The sequence below is a fragment of the Winogradskyella luteola genome, assembly GCF_019203985.1.
Lineage (GTDB): Bacteria > Bacteroidota > Bacteroidia > Flavobacteriales > Flavobacteriaceae > Winogradskyella > Winogradskyella luteola.
Window position 1 is genome coordinate 1 of record NZ_JAGSPD010000012.1, and the last position, 23,726, is coordinate 23,726.

The following is a 23,726-nucleotide window of genomic DNA, read 5'->3' on the forward strand; positions in this document are numbered from 1 at the left end:
AACATAACCGTTCAGCTCGATGCCACAGGAAACGCCTCGATACTTCCAGCGGACATCGACAACGGGTCCTCGGACAACTGCGGAATTTCATCTATAACTTTAAATCAGACTACGTTCAATTGTTCTGATCTTGGCGTCAATACAGTCACATTATTTGTTCGTGATACTTCGAATAATTTATCAACCTGTACAGCTAACGTAACAGTAATTGATCCTGCAGCCAATGCAACGGTAAGTATAGTATCAGATGATAGTGATAATATTATTTGTGACAACGACACTATATCTTTTACTGCTACTCCATTTGATGGTGGTGCTTCACCAATATATGAATGGTTTATCGACAATGTTTCTTTTGGAAATAACAGTCCAAATTTCACACCCATCACCACTTTAGCTGTTGGGGACCATGACATCTTTGTGAGAATGCAATCAGGTTTATCGGCTTGTACACTACCAAAACAAAGTAATACAATTACGGTAACAGTAGAATCATTACCAGTAGTAACTTCACCTTCACAAATTTGTATAGGAGATACTGGAAACTTAATGCCAAATACTGGCGGTACATGGGTAAGTAATAATCCTACAGTTGCAACTGTTGATAATTCTGGATTAATTACTTCTGTCGCAAGTGGAAATGTGACATTCACATTCACAAATAGCGCAACAGGCTGCAGCAGTACAACGAATAGTGTTTCCATAAATGCACTACCTATAATTTCCAACCTACCAACAGACAATGAGCTATGTGTAGATGAGACACATACATTATCTCCTTCATTTGGTGGTACATGGTCAAGTAGTGATACTGGAATTGCTACTATTACTAATGCAGGTGTTATCACTGGTATTAGTGATGGTTATGTAAATTTCACGTTTACCGATTCATCTACAGGATGTAACACAACGTCAGCATTTATTGAAATATTGCAAGTACCTCAAATAGATGCTGTTGTAGCTTCACCAGATACAGTATGTGAAGGTGATGATAGTATTTTGACAGCAACGGTGTTTGGCGCTGGAGCTGGCTCTACAGATGTTGTACTTGTTAACTACAACTTTAATTCAGGTAATGATTATGGAAGCTTAAACGGTCAAGAAGCGTCAGGAATTACAAGTTCTTTAAATAGTCCCAACATTATTTTTGATCGCACCCAAAGCGGAAGAGGTGTAAGCAACCCTCCTGCATTTGCACCCAACATTGCAGGTGAGTCGTTAACCGTAAGAGATGATTGGCAAGATGGATTTGTTGACGCCACGAATGATCCAGGTGGAGCACCAGATGATGGTGAATTGATATTTACTTTAGGAGGTCCTTCCCTACCAAATTACGATACCTTTGAAGTATATTTCGATTCAAAACGTGTAGAAGCTGGAGGACTAGACAAAAGAATTTTAATAGAGTTCAGTACCAATAATGGTGCAACCTGGTCTTCAGCTGGCTCAAGAAGCTTACGTGCAGGGACAACTTCGTATAAAAGATTTAATCGTACTTTATCGGGATTGAGCAACCCAAATAGCTTACAAATCAGATTAAGTGTAGACGATGGTTCGACTTACACTTCATCTTTCGGAACTTATAGTAACCAAACAAATCCTGATGTTAAAATAGATAATTTTCAAGTTAGAGCTTCTGTAAATGGCCCTGGTTTTGTGTACAACTGGTCTGTTTTATCTGGTGACACATCAAGCTTACCAGCTTTTACAGACAATTCTCAAATTACAGTATTACCTAACGTAACCACAGAATACGAGGTCACAGTTACAAGTATTGATGGTTGTCCTGCTTCAGAAACAATAACGGTAAATGTAAATCCTGCACCAGAAATTTCGTTTTCTACGAATTACTGTCCCAGTGCACCTCATAACAATGAGGTAGAAATCACGGCTATGTCTTCAATTCCTGGCACTACATATCAATGGATTATTACTTATCCAAATCCTGGTGACTCAGATTATACACATGGAGGCCATAGCAATACATCTGCCACTGCTTATGTAGATACGGCTGGCACATATCAAGTCATTGCAACCGCACCTAGTGGTTGTACTTCTTCTGCAACCATCAATATTGCCACAGAACTTGTTACAAATGGAGACTTCTCTCAAGGTAACGTAGGCTTTACTTCAGATTATACCTATTACCCTGATGTCGCAGGAAATAATGAGCTAGTCGATGATTCTGGCACTAATGGTTATTCCGTAACAACCAACGGTAATGATGTTAACCCCTCATTTTGGGGCAATGACCGTACGGGAGATGCTGCAAGTAACTTTATGGCGATAAATGGTCATGGAAACACGCTTGTAGTTTGGAGACAACAAGTTACCATAGAACCAAACACCGAATATTATTTTGCTGTTTGGGGAATGAGTTTAAATGACGATAGCCAAACAGCACAATTAACATTTAACATCGATGGAACCAATGTAGGTACTCCTGTAAGTTTGCCCACACGTCCAAATAACAACAATCCTGGATCAGACAACTGGACACGACTTTACGGAAGTTGGACATCTCCAAACGCACCAGGACCGCAAACCATCGATATTGAAATACGAAATTTAAACAACTCAGCTACAGGTATTGATTTTGGATTGGACGACATATCCTTTAGTACTTTAGATCCGTTTATCATTTTAACATCTCCTGATTATACGGATGATGAGCAAATAGTATGTCAGGATACAGCTTTTGATGATATAACCTACGCTGTAGGCGGAGCTAGTAACGGAGCAGATATTCAATGGTGGTTAGATGGTACACCAGTTGGAACAGGCCCCTTTCCAAACAACACACTACCAACAGGCGTACAAACAAGTTTTGATGGCGAGGAATATAGAATCAATGGCGTTCCAACACAATTTGGAACATTTACATATACCATTTCTACGAGTAGTACTTGTGGTACACCAAAAACAGCTTCAGGAACTATTGTTGTCAATGAAGCACCTACAGTCAATATCACAAATCCCCCTTCCTCAATTGTATGTGAAACAGAAGGTACAATTAATTTAGAAGCTATTATAGGCGGTGCAGCTACTGGAGGTACTTGGAGTATTAGCGGTACACCAATAGCAACAACAATTACTGGAAATACAGCAACTGCCGCTTATACCATATCAACAACTGGACTTACAACCTTTACCTTTACCACAGATGACCCAAGTGGACCGTGTGATGCTGTAACAGAAACTTTAGATATGGATATATCTACCTATATTACAGCTGATGCCGGAGTAGATAGGGTAAGATCTAATTGTTCTAAAACAACAACTCAATTAGCGGCAAATAATGTAGTAGGACTATGGAGTGTCATATCAGGACAGCCAACAAACAGCTATTATTTTGCAGATGCTACATCATACAACACAGAATTTACTGGCGAAAGTGGTGAAATCTATACCTTACAATGGGAAGCTACAAACACAGGCGCTTGCACTAACGATGTAGACACAATGACCCTAGAAATACCTGATTGTAGAGATCGACTTGTTTTTGATGGTTTTGATGATAGTTTAATTTTTGGGGATAACTATGGCTTAGACACTGGAGCTTTTAGTTTTGAAGCATGGGTAAAACCCGATATCGTAACAGGGACACAAACTATAGTTTCTAAACGAAATAGTACTAACCTCAGCTCAGGTTATGATTTAAGTTTAATCAACAACCGATTATTTTTCCGTTGGAATAACCAAAGTATGTTCTCAACACAAACCATGAACAACACAAAATGGTATCATTTGGCCGTGACATTTAATGGCTCTGACACCTATACATTATACATTGATGGTTTTGTGGTACAGACTAATAACAGTGGGGCATCTCCTACGTCGAACACCAACAAAGCACTAATTGCTGCAATGGATACGACCAATGATTTAGCCATAAACTATTTTGATGGTAATATTGATGAAGTTCGCTTCTGGAATACGGAGTTATCTGTAGATCAGATTCGAGAAATGATGAATCAAGAGATTGAAGCCAATGGAGTAAATGTAAGAGGTGTTGTTGTTCCCTTTGACATTTCAGGTTTACAATGGAATAATCTCATTGGCTACTATCAAATGCGATTTGGTCCTCAAACAGTCCTCGCCAATGGTATTTTGCAAGATATTTCTACAGTTTCACCAGTTGATGGCAAATTAAGTAAAATGACGACTACACAAACTGAAACTGCACCAATTCCATATATTACAGCAAATAATGGTGCTTGGGATAACACAAATACTTGGGAAAATGGGAATCTACAGCAATTACCCAATTCAGCAGTAAATAGTATTAACGGCTTAGCTCAAACTTGGAATATTGTTGTGTCACAGCACAATGTCTCTGCAAACAGAGCAATACAAGTAGCCAGCATGCTTGTAGATGCCAATAAACTATCAATAACCTATGACCAGTCATTGACTATTGATACATATTTAAAAATAGATGGAACACTAGACCTTGTCGGTCAGTCTCAGCTTTTGCAACCATTGGGAAGTGTCGTAGATTATTCTGGTAGTGGTAGTTTAGAACGTGATCAACAAGGAACATCCAACCTTTATAATTATAATTATTGGGCATCACCAGTGAGCAACAATGGTTCTAATTATAGTATAGGAAATGTATTAAATGATGGTACTACAGCTACAAATCCGCAACCGTTAAGCTGGACGGATGCTAATAATGCCAATCCATTGACAACCCCTATAACCTTAAGTAGAAGATGGTTGTACTTATATGAAAATTATCCTGAGAATTCCATAGCCGATTGGAATTTTATTGACGAAAACCAAAACATACCTGTTGGTTTGGGCTTTTCCATGAAAGGTAGTGGTAGTTCATCAGCAGATCAAAATTATACTTTTATCGGACAACCAAATAATGGTACAATTACCTCGCCTGTCACTCCAGATTATCAGGCATTAGTAGGTAACCCATATCCTTCTGCAATAGATGCCAATGCATTTATATTAGATAATAGTGGCGTATTGGCAGATGGCACCTTGTACTTTTGGGAGCATGCAGCAACAAATAGCTCGCACAACTTATCAGCTTACGAAGGTGGTTATGCCGCACGTAATTTAACTACGGGTATACCAGCCGTTTCTCCACCAGAGATTAACGGAGAAGGAAGTGCCAATAAAATCCCAGGACGTTATGTACCAGTAGCTCAAGGCTTCTTTGTAACCGGAAATGCTACAGGTGGAAACATTACCTTTAGAAATAGCCAACGTACATTTGTAAAAGAACTAGGAGCCAACTCGGTATTCCTAAGACCGAATCACGAGTCAAACGTGGAGACAAATACAGAGCAAGGTCTTGATGATGACAAATTCATAAGATTGGATTTTATAAGTCCAGAAAATGCTATAAGGCATATCGTAATTGGTTTTATGGACAATGATAGTGCAACAGACGGGATTGACTATGGCTATGATGGTATCAACCAAGATCATTTCCCTAATGATATGTCATTTAATATTGAAGGAGAAAAATTCGTTATCCAAGGTGTAAGTACATTTGACGATACAAAAAGTTATCCTTTAGATATAGATTTGGCCAGTGGCGGAAACATTGAAATAGCATTGCATGCACTTGAAAATTTTGAAGACACCATCGACGTCTTAATATTTGATGCTCTAAATGGTAGTTATACAAGAATTAATGATGCTAACTTCCAAAAACATCTCGAAACAGGAAACTATAGCAATAGATTTTATTTGGTATTCCAAGAAGACAACTCGCTATCCACAATTGAAGAAGAACTTGACCGAGTGATGGTAAATTATCTGCAAAGTACCAATGAAATCTATGTGAATCTACCATTATCTATGCAAGTAAAGCAGATGGCATTAATTAATATACTAGGGCAAACCGTTAGAAATTGGAATGCCAATAGTCTGCCAACAAGCAACACATTTAAGATCCCTGTCGAGAAAGTATCTGAAGGTAATTATATCTTAAAGGTAGAAACCAATAAAGGAACACTAAACAAAAAACTTATCGTTAAGTATTGATTTTACCTTAATCAAAAAGGCTTGAAATTCCTACTCGGAATTTTGGCCGTAATGAATTACAGTCGTTGTTGTGCAATATATTTTCACAGGTCTAAAATACCAAATGTTTCTGTAAAAGGAATGTCAATCGAAATAATTTCAAATTTTGGGTTAGTTCCTTTTTTCAATAATGCAAGAGTATTTTTGGAGCGAATATCAGATGTTACAAAATATGTAACTGACTTATCTAAATCAGCTTGGGCAAAGAGCTTAGAATCATTTGGAATTATAGCACGTGGCGTTAATTTTTCTTCACTGATTTTATTTTCCGCAAAGATTATGTTCGCAAATTGTCCTGTTTTTTCGGCTTCTTTTAAATTGAAAGGAGCAATTTGAATATTTTTTAAAGGCAAATCTTCTAAATTTCCAAGTACACAGTATTCTGCAATTGAAATTGTTGAGACTTTTAAAACAATATCATTTTCCAAAAAGTATCTGAAATATCCAACTGCATTTGAATGAAGTGGGTCTTCATCGTTTAGAAGCCTAATGAAAAAACTTGTATCTAATAAGACACTATGCTTCATAACCACCTCTTAAGTTTAATAGCCATTCGTCAGGATTAACATTTTTCCAGCTATCCTTGGCTTTTTTGATAAGAGAATTTAAATAATCATTATCAAATTTCGGTTGATAATCTATAAGCTCAATTAATTGAAGTGATTTAGTGTCAATTTCCCCAGTTTCAATGTTTTGCTTGCCTTTGGCACGAACACCATATTTTTTATATAGTAGGTTTTCTTCTCTTTCTTTTAGAAATTTTTCTCCAGTTTCTATTGATAAGTATCCGAAATCATCTGTATCTAAATGTATATTGGCTTTGCTTTTCCCGCCAGCATCTTTTAAAATACCGTAAAAATAAAATTCTGCATCAACCCAAATGTTCTCTGTCCTAATAAATTTTGTGTTAGGGTTTATAGTTAACTCATAACTATCATTCAGTGATGTTTTTATTTGAAATTCATAATTTTTTTGGCGAGACAAATTTTGAATATTCTCAATAGCTCGAGCAGTTTTAAGTTCGAGAAAATCGATTGATTCATTAGCCTGAACTTGAGATAAAACTGCACTAAATCCAATTACAGTTTGAATAGTGGTTTTGAAAAAATGTCGAACAGAACCCTCTTGAATATCGTAGGTGATAATTGGTCTATCTTTTTTATTGGTAGGAAATAGCAAATCCTCAACATTTTGCAATATTGATGCAATATGTTTAATATCGTAGTTCTCAGGACTTAAATCTTGATTTCCAGATTTGCCTACAACTCGAATTTCTATTTCTCCAATTTTTTCCACATTTCAAAGATACAATTAATTCATATTAGCTGTTGATTTTTGTTTTGATGCAATATGTTGTACAACTTTAATAATATAAGTCCGCTCGAATAACTTATATCAATAGCTAAACAAATCTAGTCCTTCACAACTATAAAATCAATACGTATAGATACGTATTTTAAAGAAATCGACCCAAATCCATCTCATTAATCCCACCATGAGATGCATGCGCCACCACGACTCCATTCTTAATTACCAATAGTTGTGGAGATTGGTGCAGCACTTGAAATGTATAGCCCACTTCATCAGATACAGTTCTGTAACTCAATAAATCAAGGTAATACAAATCGGCATTGGCATCCACGTCATATGCAGATACAAACTGATCCATTACCATACGGCTAATACCACAACGTGTAGAATGCTTAAAAATAAGCTGTGTCTTGGTTTTGGATTTTTCTGCTATGGAGTTGAGTTGTTCAACACTGTTCAGCGCAATCCACGGTAATATTTTTTCCTCCTTAGGCTCTGACGAACCAAATAATTTCTTAAACATTATAAAACGCGTTTTAAAGTTCTCGTGAAAACGAGAATCCATATTTATATTCATAGTCGAAGCCTTACCTCTACCTTACACACAAAGGACAAAACGTCACGTAAAAATACACTAGAGCAGACATTTTGTCGTTTTTATCTTACCATTTCGTCTTGGTAAGATTATTGAATAAAGATAAGCAAACACAATAACAAAACAATGCTATTGCCATTCCGAATAAAATGAGGAATCTAACCAGATCCTTCACTAATGTTCTGAATGACAAAAAGAAAATAAACATTATGAATTTTAATAATTATACCATTAAATCACAAGAAGCCATACAGCAAGCACAGCAGCTTGCACAAGGTTTCGGCCATCAGCAAATAGAAAATGAGCACATTTTTAAGGCACTTTTTAATGTTGATGAAAACGTATTACCATTTTTGCTTAAAAAGCTGAATGTTAACGTGTCCATGTTACAACAGATCTTAGACAAAGAACTCGAAAGCTTTGCTAAAGTTTCTGGTGGAGACCTTATGCTTTCTAGAGACGCCAGCAAAGCACTCAATGAAGCATCGATCATTTCCAAGAAGATGAATGATGATTTTGTCTCTATTGAACATTTAATCTTGGCGATTTTTAAATCTAAAAGTAAGATTGCTCAAATCTTAAAAGACCAAGGTGTTACCGAAAAAGCACTAAATGCAAGTATTGAAGAGTTGCGCAAAGGTGATAGAGTGACATCCCAAAGTCAAGAAGAGACCTATAATTCACTTAATAAATATGCCAAGAATTTAAACCAGTTGGCCAGTGATGGAAAACTCGACCCAGTTATTGGTCGCGATGAAGAGATACGTCGTATTCTTCAAATTTTATCACGTCGTACCAAAAACAACCCTATTTTAGTTGGTGAGCCAGGTACCGGTAAAACAGCCATAGCCGAAGGTTTAGCACACAGAATTATTGATGGCGATATTCCAGAAAATCTAAAAGACAAACAAATCTTTGCCTTGGATATGGGATCGCTAATTGCAGGCGCTAAATTTAAAGGTGAATTTGAAGAACGCCTTAAAGCTGTCATCAAAGAAGTTACCACAAGTAATGGTGATATTGTACTCTTTATAGACGAAATTCACACACTCGTTGGTGCTGGTGGTGGACAAGGAGCAATGGATGCCGCCAATATTCTAAAACCAGCTTTGGCTCGTGGTGAGCTTAGAGCCATCGGAGCAACCACTTTAGATGAGTATCAGAAGTATTTTGAGCAAGACAAAGCTTTGGAACGTCGTTTTCAAAAAGTAACGGTTAACGAACCAGATACAGAAAGTGCTATTTCCATCCTAAGAGGTATTAAAGAAAAGTACGAAACGCATCACAAAGTTCGTATTAAAGATGAAGCTATTATTGGTGCTGTAGAGTTATCCAATCGCTACATTACCAATAGATTTTTGCCAGACAAGGCGATTGACCTTATGGACGAAGCGGCTTCAAAATTACGTATGGAAATCAACTCTAAACCAGAAGAATTAGATGTACTGGATCGTAAGATTATGCAGCTGGAAATTGAGCATGAAGCCATTAAACGCGAAAAAGATGAAACTAAACTAAAGTCTTTAAAAGCAGATTTAGCAAACCTCAAGGAAGAACGTAACGAACTGAATGCGAAATGGAAATCTGAAAAAGAAACAGTGGAAAACGTTCAGAGTATAAAACAAGACATTGAAAACTATAAGTTAGAAGCCGAACGTGCAGAGCGCGAAGGTAATTATGGCAAGGTTGCAGAAATCCGTTATGGAAAAATAAAGGAAGCCACTGAGCAACTTGAAGCGTTTCAAAAGCAATTAGCAGAGCAACAAGAAACGGCTCTAATTAAAGAGGAAGTGACTTATGAAGATATTGCAGATGTCGTTGCAAAATGGACAGGTATTCCTGTAACCAAAATGATACAAAGTGAGCGTGAAAAACTTCTTAAACTTGAAGATGAATTGCATAAACGTGTGGTTGGGCAAGAAGAAGCTATTGAAGCAGTTAGTGATGCGGTACGTCGATCTAGAGCGGGTTTACAAAATCCACAAAAACCAATAGGGACATTCCTGTTTTTGGGTACAACTGGTGTCGGTAAAACAGAGTTAGCTAAAGCTTTAGCTGAATACCTCTTTGATGACGAAAATGCCATGACACGTATTGACATGAGTGAATACCAAGAACGACATGCGGTAAGCAGATTGGTGGGTGCACCTCCAGGATATGTGGGTTATGATGAAGGTGGACAGTTAACCGAAGCTGTAAGGCGCAAACCTTATTCTGTAGTCTTATTGGATGAAATTGAAAAAGCACATCCAGATACCTTTAATATTTTATTGCAAGTATTGGATGAAGGCAGATTGACGGACAATAAAGGACGAATTGCAGACTTTAAAAATACCATAATCATTATGACATCCAATATGGGAAGTCAGATTATACAAGAGCGTTTTGAAGCGACTAAAGATATACAAACTGCAATTGAGGGAGCGAAAGTTGATGTCCTAGGTTTACTAAAACAAAGTGTAAGACCTGAGTTTTTAAACCGAATTGATGATACCATTATGTTTACTCCGTTATCTAAAGAAAACATTGTGGATATCGTTGGACTTCAACTCAAGAATGTTACTAAAATGATTGCACAACAAGGTATTACGTTTGATGCCACACCAGAGGCTAAAGCTTATTTGGCTGAGAAGGGCTACAATCCAGAATATGGTGCAAGACCTGTTAAACGTATCATTCAGAAAGAAGTACTGAACCAATTGAGCAAGGAAATATTGGCTGGTAGAGTTACTACAGACAGTATAATTTTGCTTGATGAATTTGACCACAAACTTGTCTTTAGAAATCAAGGCAACCTTGTAGTTGAGGAACTGTAATTAAAATATTTTTTTGATTGGTTGATGAAATGCAGCACCAATTTTTCTTGGGAAAAAGGTGCTGCATTTATTTTGTATCTACTTTTTTTATATCTTAACAGTACCAACCCAAAAAAAATATAATATATGGGATTCTTCCATTACTACGATATAGGCCACGCAGAAGTTTTTGTATTCGATGACTTTCTCATTAAGCAAGTAAAACAAGGTGAGACTGTGGATATGGAGGAGACCAAACTATTTAAGCTTATCCTAGAAGAACATTTCAGCAATAAAAACATGGCCTATATTTCCAATAGAGTGACCTCTTATTCTGTTAATCCCTTGGTCTATAAAGAATCTGAAAAGATCTCTAATTTAGTAGCTATAGCCATTATTCCCGCGACACCTAAGATGCGTTCTAGCGCAAAATACGAAAGCCAATTTTACAATAAGCCTTTTGGCATTTTTGATAATTTGAGTGAAGCCATAAAATGGGTACACAAAATCATTGAAAAAGAAAACAGTAAGAAAACGATACCAAGCAATTAAATTCTTACCAGAAACAAGAATACAAACCACTGTAACAATTTAGCTTTAAATCAGTCTTTATATTGATTGGTTGGTTAAAGCAACACTGAAATAAATCTGAAAAGCTATCGGATTATAGACGTGTTGCTTTCCTTTTGTAACAAATCTTCGTATTGAGCTACAAATAATTCGATATTCAATATACATAACATGAAAAAATATAGTTTAGTATGTCTTGCATTAATATCTTTTATATTAAGCAATGCACAACAACTTGAAAACTCTACACTTTGGAAAATAGAAGGTAACAATTTAGAAAAAGCGTCTTACCTCTTTGGAACAATTCATATTACTTGTGATGCCACATTAGAAGATGATGTAAAGAAAGCCCTAGATGAAACGACCCAGGTTGTTTTGGAATTAGATATGGATGATCCCAGTTTGCAGAGTAAAATGATGCAAGGTATGTATATGAAAGATGGTAAAACACTAAAAGATTTCGTTTCTGAAGAAGATTATATGGCTATAGATTCACTATTCAAAAATACAATGGGAATGCCAGTTAAGATGTTAGAAAATGTTAAGCCTTTCTTCTTAACTGCAATGCTATACCCAAAACTTATTGATTGTAGTACTCCGAATTCTTTTGAAGAAGCGTTGGTTGATGTCGCAAAAGAGCAAGGTGAAGATGTTAATGGTTTAGAGACCATTGAAGAACAATTAAAAGTATTTGATGATATACCATATAAAGCACAAGCAGAGGACTTAGCCAGAAGTGCAAAAGATAATATGGAATACGATAGAAAGGTATTTGCGAAAATGTATAGGGTTTACAGCAAAGAAAATATCACTGAAATGTTGGAAATGATGACTGACAAAAATCAAGTTTCAATATCCAAGTATCAAAGCATACTTCTCGAAAACAGAAATAAAAATTGGGTAGCTAAAATTGGTGACTTTGCCAAAGAACAACCCACATTTTTCGGAGTTGGTGCTGCTCATTTGGCCGGAAAAAATGGTGTTATTAAGCTACTCAGAAAAGCAGGATATACTGTAACCCCTGTTACTGAATAAGTTATATTCGCCATATTTTTTGAAAAAAAGTTACAAAATTATACCGATTGGTATATTTTTACTATTTTTGCTCATATGCTCACAAAATCTGAACATACAAAACAATACATTCTAGAGATTGTAGCACCAATATTTAATAGATATGGTTATGCAGCGACAAGCCTAAGTGATTTAACCTCGGCAACAGGGCTAACTAAAGGTGCCATTTACGGTAACTTTAAAAACAAGGAAGAATTGGCTATTACAGCATTTAAGCACACGGTTAAAAAGCTTATGTCACTTATTGCTAAACACATAGCAAAAAGTGATTCACCAATTCAAAAACTTTACTTAATAGCAGATTTTTATAAAGATTATTATAAGCTTAGTAAGACTTATGGTGGTTGCCCAGTTCTAAACATTGGTGTGGATGCCAATAATCAGAATTCAGAATTGTTGGACAAAGTCAGAGTTGTAATAGAACGAATTCAAGATCAGGTTGCCACAATTATAGAAGATGGTATTGAAGCAGGAGAAATTTCAACCGAAATAAACGCTATGCAATATGCCAAACGGCTAGATTCTATGATACAAGGGGCTATTTTTATGACATACACCATGGATGATGAGTTTTATATGAACGATTCCATGAATCAAATTGAAGATATGATTACCAACGAACTTAAAGCTTAATATTTTTTTAACCAATAATATACCGATTGGTATATTTTAAAACCATATAGAAATGAATTTACCAAAGGTTGTAGAAAGCAAAACAAAAATCAGATTTCAGGATTGCGATCCTTTTAACCATCTAAATAATGGAAAATACACAGACTATTTTATGAACCATCGCGAAGATGAATTAATAAAAAACTATGATATGGATATATATAAAATGGCAAAACTGGAGGGCAAAAGTTGGGTTTCTAGCACTAACCAAATTGCGTATTTAAAACCAGCGTTATTAATGGAAACTGTATCCATAGAATCTCAACTCATATATTTTGACCACAGTCATCTAAAGGCAGAAATGCGTATGTATAATGAAGATAAAAGTCATTTAAAGGCTATAATTTGGTGTGGTTTTGTGCACTTTAACCTAATGACTCAAAAACGCGAAACACATTCTGAAGATATGATGGCTCTTTTTGATACTATTTTTAATCCTACAGATGCAACTATTTTCGAAGATCGATTAAAAAGCTTAAGAGCCAAGAAGTAGATGAATATTACAAAAAAGAAGAGGCTGTCTGAAAAGTGAGAATTAATTTGTCATCCAAAAGAAAAGAATCTTACATAGCTAATAATCAATAAATGAAATGTAATGATATTCTTAATTTTATTTGAGAATGACACTGTTTCAGACAGTCTCTATCTACGAAATATTTAGTTTACAACTAAAATTTCATACCAACCCCAACACCAATAATCAATGGGTCTATATCAACTTCAACTGGTAATTTTCCTTCACCAGTATCAACTTCAACATCTGTAGATAAAAATAGCTTCTTAATATCTAAGTTTAAGAACCACTTATCATTTAGATTATAGTCTAAACCAGCTTGTAATGAAAAGCCGAATGCATTGTCATATTCTATATCTTCAAAATCGCCCTCATCAACTCCATAAAAGAATGTATAGTTAACACCAGCACCTACATAAGGCTTAAAATCACCGGCATAAAAATGATATTGTAAGTTTAATGTTGGAGGAAGCAACCAAACATGACCTAAATCAGCACCATCTTCTATCTCAACTTCATGCTTCGCCGTACCCAAAATAAGCTCAGCAGCAATATTTTTAGTAAAGAAATACGTAAAATCCAATTCTGGTACAAAAGCAGTACTAAGATCTACATCTGCACCAGCTAAATCATCTCCTGGTGAAGGTATTACAGAAATTAATCTTAAACGTGCTTGCCATCTGTTAAAGTCGTCCGTAGTTTGGTCTTCTTGGGCATTAATGTTAAAAGAAATACCAATTAGTAAAGTAAACAATAGAAATTTTTTCATGATATTATTTGTTTTGTATATAGTTTTAATTTCCACAAAAGTATGAGCAATAAAAACCTTAAATACTGATAAAAATCATAGTTTAAAAACTTGTATGTAGTAGATTAAATTCTTCAAATTCATGAATTCAAACAACACTTTGTTTTACAATTATTTAGCTCAGTAGAATCTGGTTTTTCGATGAAATGCACAATAAAAATTAAGTTTTAACATTCATTTTAACCGATAAATCATTAATTTTATCGAGCTATTTAATTCCAATAAAACTTAAGACACATTAAATCTTGTCTGTAATCCCTCTTTTATAAGGAATTACTAGAACTAATTTTTTGTTAAAAACCCTACTTATAATACATGGAGTTAAATAGATATATAGACCACACATTATTAAGTCCAACTGCTACCGAAGCAGATATTCTAAATCTTTGCGAAGAAGCTTTAAAATACAATTTCTATTCTGTTTGTGTCAACAGTTCTTATGTACCAATTGCCAAACAAGCCTTGGGAAGATCTGATGTGAAAATTTGTACCGTTGTTGGCTTTCCATTAGGTGCCATGTCAACAGAAGCCAAAATTTACGAAGCAAGAAAAGCCATAGAACAGGGCGCATCTGAGATTGATATGGTAATGAATATTGGTCGCCTAAAAAGTAAAAATCATGTTGCCGTATTAAAAGATATTAGCGATGTAAAACGCGCTATAGGTTTAGTGCCATTGAAAGTGATTTTAGAAATCAGTGAACTCTCAAAGAATGAAATTGTAAAAGCTTGTGAAATCTGTATAGATGCCAAAGCTGATTTTGTTAAAACCTCAACCGGATTCTCAAAAAGTGGAGCTACGCTAACTGCTGTAAAAATCATGAAAAAAAGTGTTAAAGACCATCTAAAGATTAAAGCGTCTGGTGGCATACGAGATGCAGAGACCGCTTTAAAATATATAGAAATTGGGGTTCACCGCATTGGTGCTTCATCTGGCGTAGCTATGATGAACGATCAAACATCGTTTTCTACCTATTAGTTCAGACACTTTACGTAACTTTACACCATGAGTGTACACATAGGAGCCAAAAAAGGCGAAATTGCTGAGACTATTTTATTACCTGGAGATCCATTAAGAGCAAAATGGATAGCAGAAACTTTTTTTGAAAACCCACAATGCTTTAATGAAGTTAGAGGTATGTATGGTTACACAGGTCTATACAACGGAAACCGTGTTTCTACCATGGGAACAGGGATGGGGATTCCGAGCATTTCTATTTATGCCAACGAGCTCATCAAAGAATTTGGTGTAAAAAATCTTATTAGAGTTGGAAGTGCTGGCTCTTACCAAAAGCATGTAAAAATAAGGGACGTGGTTTTAGCTATGGCGGCCTCGTCCACTTCTGGTGTTAATGAATTACGCTTTGGTGGTGCAGACTACGCTCCTACTGCAGACTTTGGGTTATTTATGAAAGCTGTTGAAGCCGCTAAAGCAAAAAATATCCCTATAAAAGCTGGAAATGTTTTATCATCAGACGAATTCTATGAGGACGATATAGAATCCTACAAAAAATGGTCAAAATTCGGTGTACTTTGTGTGGAGATGGAAGCTGCCGGACTTTATACTGTAGCTGCAAAGCACAATGCTAACGCACTTGCCATACTTACCGTATCAGACTCTTTAGTAACTGGAGAGCATACCACAAGTAAAGAACGCGAAACGACATTTAAGAACATGATAGAGATTGCTCTAGAACTCGCCTAAGCTTTATTTAACATACTTTTAAAAATAGAACCGTATTTCTTAAACTATATTTGAGGGTATTAATCTATCATTCTCATCATGAAATCTTTTCTAGTAACGCTATCGCTTTTAGTCTCACTTACTGTATTTGCCCAAGACAAATCATCTGATAAGGCTCAAATTGAAATTACACTCAACAACTATATTGACGGGTTCTATCAAGGAGATACAACAAAACTAAAAGCTGCTTTAAAACCTAGACTGCACAAATTTGGGTATTGGAAGAATAAAGATACTGGCGCATATGAATATTATGATCAGTTAACTTATGAGAATGCCCTTAAAATGGCACAAAACACCAAAGAAAAAGGTAAAATACGTACTGAAACCAAAATGCGTAGTGTTAAAGTGTTAGAGATAAGCAATCATATCGCAGCTGCTAAAGTCACAGGATTTTGGGGATTAGATTATGTATTACTTTCTAAAGATGAAGGTAAATGGATGATAGAACAAGTCATTTGGGAAGGTCCGTTTGAAGACAAGTTTAAAGAAGATGATAAAACCACTACATATTACTTAATCAGGCATGCCGAAAAAGATCGCTCAGACAAAGATGATAGAGATCCACATTTAACAGAAGCTGGACAAAAACGTGCTGAAAATTGGGCTAATGTTCTAAAGGATGTAAAATTCAATATGGTCTATTCTACTGATTATAACAGAACCAAGGAAACTGCTATACCAACCGCCAAAGCCAATAATTTAGAACTAACACTTTATGATCCAAATAATATGGACGGTAAAGCATTTATGAAAGCCACAAAAGGAAAAACTGTACTAGTTGTTGGCCATAGTAATACCACACCAATGTTTGCTAACGCTTTAGCTGGTGACAAAAAGTATGATCAGATTTCAGATGATAATAATGCAAATCTTTATATTGTTACCGTTACCGGAGACTCAAAGACAGCAACACTTTTAAAGGTAATTAATTAATTCTACGGCAATATTTTTCAGTTCAATTTTAGATAAAAGTTTTAGTTGATTATTTTCAAATGCCTTTCCTAAATCAACAAGTTTTGTTGATGTATCCTCTGTCTTATAATTGTTGTAATCCACAAAACGTAAACCATTTACGTAGCGCTCATTATAAGCTTCTCTAAAGCGCATCCCTTTTCCGTCATCTTCATTGTATGAATACGCTAGATAATCGACCTTAAATGATTTCTTATCAACCCAGTAGACAAATACATCCTCAAAGTCTTCGCCTCCGCCTTCTTCTTTAAAGGTAACTTTAATTTTATAATACGTTCTATCCTTAATTTGCTCCTCGCCAAGTAAAGCTTTTTTCACGGCTTTAGCATTTAAGCCATAGGGAAGTGAAGCAAAATATTGAACAGAGTTGATACTACTTGAATATTTTGTCTTCATACTATCTGCAACATTAATTTTGAGCACGCCTTCCCTAGTTCTTTCGAACCCATCATTTGATAGTACATCATGAATCTCAGTTAAATCATCATTAAACCTTCTCTCATAGTGATAATGACCTCTATTTCTATGAATGATATATTCCATTTCCCTAAAATCAAAACGGACTATAGAATTTTCAAACTTTTCACTACCAGAAACTTCAATAGATTTACTGATAATTTCCTCAGCAGATAAGAGTTCAATTTTCGGCTTATTATTGCAGCTAAACATTATAAAAGCCATCAAAACAATCAATGAATATTTCATATTGAGCATTTAGGTCTAAACAGTCGTAAAACTACCAATAAGTTTACGTCATTTACTTTAAGTCAATAAACTTTTTAACTTTTCACTTTAAAAACTACCTTTGCCGTTCATGCAAAAAACCGTTAACATACTTAACAGAAAGGCAAAATTCCAATACGAGATATTGGATAAATATACCGCTGGCATTGTACTTACTGGTACTGAGATTAAATCCATCAGAGCAAGCAAGGCATCCATTGCCGAAAGTTTTTGTGAGTTTAATGACCGTGGAGAACTCTTTGTCATCAATATGACTGTTGAAGAATATGCCTTTGGCAACTATTACAACCACAAACCAAAGGCAGAACGTAAACTGTTGCTCAACAAACGTGAACTTAAAAGGCTTGAAAAAGAAGTCAACATTAAGGGCAATGCCATTATACCAACATGCTTGTTTATCAATGACAAAGGTTTAGCCAAACTCGAGATTGCACTAGCCAAAGGAAAAAAACTCTACGATAAACGCGAAACCATAAAAGATAGAGACAACAAGCGTAATTTAGACCGTATTAAGAAAAGTTTCCGATAACTTTAAGATACTTATAACCTTTCTACATTTATTTTTAATCTATGTTTGAAATATCATAGGCAACCTTTTCATTCATATGCACGTCTATAAAATTAAAGGCATGGATTTTGCTACGTTAGTAAAATTTAAACCAATTGTCAACCATCAATCTAACACAATGAATAAAAAACTACTCATTCTTTTCTGTATTGTTTTTAGCACAATAGCTTCAGCTCAAGTTACAGGTACAATTACGGATGCGAAAGGAAAGGCACTTCCATTCGTTAATATCTTGGTCGAAAACACCTATAAAGGAACCACAAGTAACGACGACGGTTATTATGAGCTCAATATTTCTCAGCCAAAAACCTACACTATAGTTTACACCTTTTTGGGTTACAAAACTGTTAAGAAAACAGTAAGCATAGATAAATTTCCTTACCAAATAAATATTACCCTAGAGGAAGAATCTGTTACACTTGGGGAAGTTGTCATAGATGCGGAAGAAAATCCTGCAGACGCTATCATAAGGCAAACCATAGCCAAACGAAAAGAAAATCTTGAAAGAATAAATTCTTTTAAAGCCGATTTTTATTCCCGTGGACTAATTCGTATTAAAGACGCTCCAGAAAAATTTATGGGTCAGGAAATAGAAATTGACGGCTTGGATTCTACCCGAACAGGAATTATATATCTTTCTGAAACTATTTCAAAAATACAATTTCTATATCCAAACAAACTCAAGGAACATATTACGGCTTCAAAAGTCAGTGGGGATAGTAATGGTTTTAGTTTTAATAATGCTAGTGATGTTGATTTTAATTTCTATAACAATACCATTGAGTTTGGTAATGAAATTGTTTCACCAATAGCCAATAACGCCTTTGGTTATTATCGTTATAAATTAGAAGGTGTATTTTATGATGAACGTGGCAACCTTGTAAATAAAATTAATGTTATTCCAAAACGTAAAAATGATCCTGTGTTTTCCGGTAGTATTTATATTGTTGAAGACCAATGGACATTATATGCAGTAGAACTTGATATCACAGGTGTGCAGGCTCGCATTCCTGCCGCAGATTTATTGTCTATAAAACAAACATTTTCGTATTCTGAAGACACTAATTTCTGGGCTCTGATATCGCAAAGTCTAGATTTTAGTTATAAATTTTTAGGATTTAAGGGTGATGGACGTTTTACTGCCGTTTATAGTAATTACGAATTTAACCTACCGTTGACAAAAAAAGACTTTGGTCCAGAAATCGTGGCATTTGAAAATGAAGCCAATAAAAAAGATTCTTTATTCTGGAATACAGTTAGACCAGTACCGCTTACAGTTGAAGAACGTACAGATTACACAAAGAAAGACAGTATTCAAATGGTTAAGGAGTCTAAACCTTATTTAGATTCTTTAGATGCTGCAAAAAATACATTTAAGCTTGGTGATGTTTTAGGTTACACTTACCAGAATTCGCATAAAGATTTTCGTTTGGGGTACAACATTCCTATTGGTGGAATTCAATTTAATACTGTTCAAGGTTATACCGCAGAAGCCAACCTATTCTTTACCAAGAATTATGATGAATTTAAGCGATTCTTTAGAGCCAATGCCGATTTACAATATGGTTTTTCCGATAAACGCTTAAGAGCTACAGGGTCGCTAACTTATAAATTCAATAATACCAATCGCCGAACTTTAACGCTTTCTGGTGGTGTAAGTACAGAACAGTTTAACCCTTCAGATCCTATTACACCATTTATTAATTCAATTAGCACCTTATTTTTTGAAGATAACTATATTAAGTTGTACGACAAAAGCTATTTACAACTCAATTATTCTGAAGAATTATTCAATGGATTTAGATTATTTTCAAGCTTAAGTTACGAACGCAGAAAAGCTTTGTTCAATACGACAGATCAGGTATTTATCAATGAAGATAATGATGTTTACACCAGCAATAATCCTTTAGATGAAACAGCTTATGAAATAGCCCCATTTGAAACTCATAATATTCTAAAAGCCAACGTTACAGCACAAATTAATTTTGGACAAAGATACTTAAGTTACCCAGATAGTAAATTCAATGTTGGGAGCGATACCTACCCAACTTTGGTATTGAGTTATGAGAAGGGATTTGGTGCCACCAATAACGATTATAATTTTGACCAAGTCAAAGCACGGTTGTACCAGTCCTTCAATATTGCCAACAAAGGCCGTTTTAGATATAACATTAGAGCGGGTAAATTCTTTAATGCCGATGATATAGCTTTTATGGATTACCAACACTTTAATGGTAATCAAACCCATGTGAGCACTCAGGGTAATTATACTAATGTATTTAACAACCTACCATATTATGCAGGCAGTACCAATGATACTTACTTAGAAACGCATGCCGAGCACGACTTTAATGGTTTCCTTTTGGGTAAAGTTCCATTATTGAATAAACTCAACTTTAATTTAGTTGTTGGTGCACATTTGTTAGCAACACCAGACTTTAAACCTTATCAAGAATATACCATTGGAATTGATAATATTGGTTGGGGAAAATGGCGCTTCTTACGAGTAGATTACGTAAGATCGTACCAAAGTGGATTTCAAAGTGATGCTATTTTGTTTGGGTTAAAATTCTTTTAACTTTATAATCTTGTCATTCTTGTAGGCCTTACTAAGTCTATTTATTTACGAGTAACAATTCCGCATCGAAATGTCAAAATTTTTAGATTCAGTTTTTACAAACAAATCCTTAATACATTTGAGGTCTAACAATAACTCCTTATTTTTATAAAAAGAAAACACATGAAAATAGCATTCAAATCTAGTATAAGCTTATTAGGAGCCTTAGCAATATCATTCCTCGGTTTCGCCCAAGAAACTACAGAACAGGCTAAACCTATTTTTAAAGATGGTGAAGCACAAATTGTAGATGCCTTTAGCAATACAAAAGAGTGGATACATCACGATCTTTGGGTAGAAACAGAATTTGATACCGATGGAGATGGAGAGCTAGATAGAATGCATGTTTCAGTTACTAGACCAGAACAAACAGAAAAAGGTTTAAAGCTACCAATTATTTATGTAACCAGTCCTTATTTTGCGGGAGTTGCAGGAGATGCACCCGGAATTATGTGGGATGTTAAACGGGAATTAAATGAAAAATCAAAAGAGCGTGTTCACCCAGAAGTGAAACGCCGTTCGGCACCACGACCAATGATTTCGTATTCACACTTAAAAAAATGGGTGCCTAGAGGTTATATTGTTGTGCATTCTTCATCTCCCGGAACCGGTTTTTCAGACGGTGCTCCAACGATAGGTGGCAAAAACGAGTCTCTTGCACCAAAAGCCGTTATCGATTGGCTGTGTGGCAGAGCAAAAGGCTTTACGGAAAGAGGCGGAAATGAGGAAGTAAAAGCCTATTGGTCTACAGGTAAAGTGGGTATGACAGGTACATCTTATAATGGAACCTTACCATTAGCTGCAGCAACAACTGGAGTTGATGGCCTGGAAGTCATTATCCCAATTGCACCAAATACATCATACTATCATTATTATCGTTCTAACGGATTAGTTCGCTCACCTGGTGGTTATTTGGGAGAAGATATAGACGTGCTCTACGATTTTGTACACAGCGGTGATGAAGACAAACGTGCCCGTAACAATGAAGCAATTCGCGATACAGAGATGATGAACAATATGGACAGGCAAACTGGCGATTATAACGATTGGTGGGCAGAACGCGATTATCTTAACCAAATGGATAATATGAAAGCAGCTTTACTGATGTCGCATGGATTTAACGATTGGAATGTAATGCCAGAGCACAGTTACCGCATATACAAAGCTGCAAAAGAAAAAGGATTGCCTGCACAAATTTACTACCACCAAAATGGACATGGTGGCCCACCTCCTACTCCTATGATGAATAAATGGTTCACCAAATATCTACATGGTATTGACAATGGTGTTGACAGAGAAAAACATAAAGCTTATATCGTTAGGGAAAATGATGACCGGCAAAAACCAACTGCATATTTAGATTATCCAAATCCTAGTGCAAAAGCTGTTACTCTAAATTTGAGTCTTGGCGAAACGACAGTCGGAGGTTTAACTTTAGACCGAGGTGTTGAAGCTGAAGAAACTTTAACAGATGATGTCTCTTTTTCTGGTAAGGACTTAGCAAAATCGAAAAAATCAGAAAATAGATTGCTATATGTAACACCAAAATTAAAAAATGATTTACACATTTCTGGTGTTCCCAAGGTGAGCATTACATTATCCTCTAATAAACCAGCTGCAAATCTCTCGGTTTGGTTGGTATCACTACCTTGGCAAGAAGACAGTACTACAAAAATTACAGATAATATCATTACCAGAGGTTGGGCAGATCCAAAAAACCATAAATCCTTAACTGACGAAGAGGATTTAGTACCTGGTCGCTCTTACACAATAAATTTTGATTTACAGCCAGATGACCAAATCATAAAAGCGGGTCAACAAATTGGATTCATGATATTCTCAAGCGACCAAGAGTTTACCATTCACCCAAAAGCAGGAACAGAATTAACCATCAAATTAGATAAAACACATTTGACACTACCAATAGTTGGTGGCGAAGAAGCTTACAAAAATGTGATGGATTAATTTTTATCCTCTAATAAAGGTACAAATCGAAATTCGCCAAATTCATGTTTTTCAAATTCCTTTGGACCTTTTCTTATAAACATGGTCATCACCTGTACATCATTGCCCACAGGAATAACCAACCTTCCACCTACTTTTAATTGACTTAAAAGCGGATTGGGTACAAACGGTGCGCCAGCTGTAACGATTATACTACTAAAAGGAGCTTCTTCAGGTAAGCCCTTATAACCATCACCAAAGATGAGTTTCTTAGCTCTATATCCTATTTTGGGTAGAAATTTAGAGGTCTTTTTAAATAGTTCTTGCTGACGTTCTATACTGTAAACTTTAGCACCAAGTTCAATTAAAACTGCACATTGATAACCACTTCCTGTCCCTATTTCGAGTACTTTATCACCAGAGTTTATTTGTAATAATTCTGATTGAAAAGCCACGGTGTAAGGCTGAGAAATAGTTTGGTCTGCTGCAATAGGAAAAGCCTTATCAACATAAGCATGGTCAATAAATCCAGAGTCCATAAATAGATGCCTTGGAATTTTACCTATCGCTTTTAAAACAGATTCATCTTTAATTCCTTTTCTAACCAGTGTATCAACCAATTGCTGGCGCATGCCTTTATGCTTAAATGTATCTTTCAAATCTTAGTTTAGTTTCACGCTAAATTAACGCAAAGAAAAGCAAATTCCAATCTCAAATTTCGTTTATTAATTTCTCAGTATTTTATATT

General features: G+C 35.5%; 18 protein-coding genes. 12 read left to right on the plus strand and 6 right to left on the minus strand.

The window, feature by feature from the left end; translation table 11 throughout:
- Window positions 1-6,009, plus strand: a 6,009-nt coding sequence (locus tag KCG49_RS13335) for a DUF8693 domain-containing protein (protein WP_218547185.1), incomplete at its 5' end; no start/stop codon positions are given.
- A gap of 83 nt (window positions 6,010-6,092) precedes the next feature.
- Here the strand turns inward: KCG49_RS13335 and KCG49_RS13340 are convergent.
- The 3 genes from KCG49_RS13340 to ytxJ form a co-directional block, all read right to left on the minus strand.
- A complete protein-coding gene (locus KCG49_RS13340) occupies window positions 6,093-6,575 on the minus strand; it encodes a hypothetical protein (protein WP_218547186.1) in 483 nt (160 codons plus the stop codon).
- Complete coding sequence (locus KCG49_RS13345) at window positions 6,565-7,344, minus strand: hypothetical protein (RefSeq protein ID WP_218547187.1); 780 nt, start codon at window positions 7,342-7,344, stop codon at window positions 6,565-6,567. The genes KCG49_RS13340 and KCG49_RS13345 overlap by 11 nt, the downstream gene beginning before the upstream one ends.
- 160 nt (window positions 7,345-7,504) lie before the next feature.
- Window positions 7,505-7,882, minus strand: a complete 378-nt coding sequence (gene ytxJ, locus KCG49_RS13350; protein ID WP_218547188.1) for a bacillithiol system redox-active protein YtxJ — start codon at window positions 7,880-7,882, stop codon at window positions 7,505-7,507.
- 281 nt (window positions 7,883-8,163) lie between these two features.
- Here ytxJ and clpB point away from each other — a divergent pair, with 281 nt between their 5' ends.
- The 5 genes from clpB to KCG49_RS13375 all read left to right on the plus strand — a co-directional run bounded on the left by clpB (window position 8,164) and on the right by KCG49_RS13375 (window position 13,558).
- A complete protein-coding gene (clpB, locus tag KCG49_RS13355) occupies window positions 8,164-10,770 on the plus strand; it encodes an ATP-dependent chaperone ClpB (protein ID WP_218547189.1) in 2,607 nt (868 codons plus the stop codon).
- Window positions 10,771-10,896: 126 nt separating this feature from the next.
- Window positions 10,897-11,301 carry a hypothetical protein gene (locus KCG49_RS13360; protein ID WP_218547191.1) on the plus strand — a complete coding sequence of 135 codons (405 nt, stop codon included), beginning with the start codon at window positions 10,897-10,899 and terminating at the stop codon, window positions 11,299-11,301.
- Window positions 11,302-11,490: 189 nt separating this feature from the next.
- A complete protein-coding gene (locus KCG49_RS13365) occupies window positions 11,491-12,354 on the plus strand; it encodes a TraB/GumN family protein (RefSeq protein WP_218547192.1) in 864 nt (287 codons plus the stop codon).
- 75 nt (window positions 12,355-12,429) lie between these two features.
- A complete protein-coding gene (locus KCG49_RS13370) occupies window positions 12,430-13,026 on the plus strand; it encodes a TetR/AcrR family transcriptional regulator (RefSeq protein ID WP_218547194.1) in 597 nt (198 codons plus the stop codon).
- A gap of 52 nt (window positions 13,027-13,078) precedes the next feature.
- Complete coding sequence (locus KCG49_RS13375; RefSeq protein ID WP_218547196.1) at window positions 13,079-13,558, plus strand: acyl-CoA thioesterase; 480 nt, start codon at window positions 13,079-13,081, stop codon at window positions 13,556-13,558.
- A gap of 175 nt (window positions 13,559-13,733) precedes the next feature.
- On the opposite strand, the gene KCG49_RS13380 is transcribed toward KCG49_RS13375, so the two are convergent.
- Entirely contained in the window at window positions 13,734-14,348 is a 615-nt protein-coding gene (locus KCG49_RS13380) for an OmpW/AlkL family protein (protein ID WP_218547198.1), read from the minus strand.
- Between the two features lie 354 nt (window positions 14,349-14,702).
- On the opposite strand from KCG49_RS13380, the gene deoC reads away from it, so the two are divergent.
- The 3 genes from deoC to KCG49_RS13395 all read left to right on the plus strand — a co-directional run bounded on the left by deoC (window position 14,703) and on the right by KCG49_RS13395 (window position 17,066).
- On the plus strand, window positions 14,703-15,365 hold the full coding sequence (deoC, locus tag KCG49_RS13385; protein WP_218547199.1) for a deoxyribose-phosphate aldolase: 663 nt from the start codon (window positions 14,703-14,705) through the stop codon (window positions 15,363-15,365).
- A 27-nt stretch (window positions 15,366-15,392) separates the two neighbouring features.
- Window positions 15,393-16,091, plus strand: coding sequence for a purine-nucleoside phosphorylase (gene deoD, locus KCG49_RS13390; protein WP_218547201.1), 699 nt, complete (start codon window positions 15,393-15,395; stop codon window positions 16,089-16,091).
- Between the two features lie 78 nt (window positions 16,092-16,169).
- A complete protein-coding gene (locus KCG49_RS13395; RefSeq protein WP_218547202.1) occupies window positions 16,170-17,066 on the plus strand; it encodes a histidine phosphatase family protein in 897 nt (298 codons plus the stop codon).
- On the opposite strand, the gene KCG49_RS13400 is transcribed toward KCG49_RS13395, so the two are convergent.
- Window positions 17,049-17,810: a DUF6503 family protein gene (locus tag KCG49_RS13400; RefSeq protein ID WP_218547203.1), complete on the minus strand. Its 762-nt coding sequence runs from the start codon at window positions 17,808-17,810 to the stop codon at window positions 17,049-17,051. The two genes, KCG49_RS13395 and KCG49_RS13400, sit on opposite strands and share 18 nt — an antisense overlap.
- A 109-nt stretch (window positions 17,811-17,919) precedes the next feature.
- Between KCG49_RS13400 and smpB the strand changes: the two genes are divergently transcribed.
- The 3 genes from smpB to KCG49_RS13415 all read left to right on the plus strand — a co-directional run bounded on the left by smpB (window position 17,920) and on the right by KCG49_RS13415 (window position 22,999).
- A complete protein-coding gene (gene smpB / locus KCG49_RS13405) occupies window positions 17,920-18,378 on the plus strand; it encodes an SsrA-binding protein SmpB (RefSeq protein WP_218547204.1) in 459 nt (152 codons plus the stop codon).
- A 157-nt stretch (window positions 18,379-18,535) separates the two neighbouring features.
- Entirely contained in the window at window positions 18,536-20,995 is a 2,460-nt protein-coding gene (locus KCG49_RS13410; protein WP_218547205.1) for a DUF5686 and carboxypeptidase regulatory-like domain-containing protein, read from the plus strand.
- A 162-nt stretch (window positions 20,996-21,157) separates the two neighbouring features.
- Window positions 21,158-22,999, plus strand: a complete 1,842-nt coding sequence (locus KCG49_RS13415) for a Xaa-Pro dipeptidyl-peptidase (protein ID WP_218547206.1) — start codon at window positions 21,158-21,160, stop codon at window positions 22,997-22,999.
- On the opposite strand, the gene KCG49_RS13420 is transcribed toward KCG49_RS13415, so the two are convergent.
- Complete coding sequence (locus KCG49_RS13420; protein WP_218547207.1) at window positions 22,996-23,637, minus strand: protein-L-isoaspartate(D-aspartate) O-methyltransferase; 642 nt, start codon at window positions 23,635-23,637, stop codon at window positions 22,996-22,998. The genes KCG49_RS13415 and KCG49_RS13420 overlap by 4 nt on opposite strands.
- Window positions 23,638-23,726: the final 89 nt, after the last annotated feature.